This is a genomic window from Rahnella sp. PAMC25617 (genome assembly GCF_050606005.1).
GTDB lineage: Bacteria > Pseudomonadota > Gammaproteobacteria > Enterobacterales > Enterobacteriaceae > Rahnella > Rahnella variigena.
The window spans coordinates 1-303 of sequence record NZ_JBOCUM010000063.1; the positions used below are offsets into that span (position 1 = coordinate 1).

1 protein-coding gene is annotated in these 303 nt (G+C 50.8%); it reads left to right on the top strand.

Translation table 11 applies throughout. The annotated features are described in order from the left end of the window. Window positions 1-303, top strand: a 303-nt coding sequence (locus tag ACM615_RS23940) for a DEAD/DEAH box helicase family protein (RefSeq protein WP_431012633.1), incomplete at both ends; no start/stop codon positions are given.

A 303-nucleotide genomic window follows, 5' to 3' on the forward strand; every position in this document is an offset into this window, starting at 1 on the left:
TCAATTTAACTGGGCCGATTTTAATAACGAGCCCATGAACCACTGGAAAGACATCGCCTCTACCCTGCTTTCTATCCCTATGGCGCACCAGTTGATTGGCTTTTATACCGTCGCGGACGATACCGACGGCGTGCTTAAGGTAATGCGCAGTTATCAGTATTACGCCGCCAATGCGATATCTGACAAAGTGGCCAAAACCAACTGGCAGCAACTGGGTAGCGCGGCCAATAATCCCGATCGTCTCGGGGGTTATGTGTGGCATACCACGGGTTCGGGTAAAACCATGACCAGCTTTAAATCGGC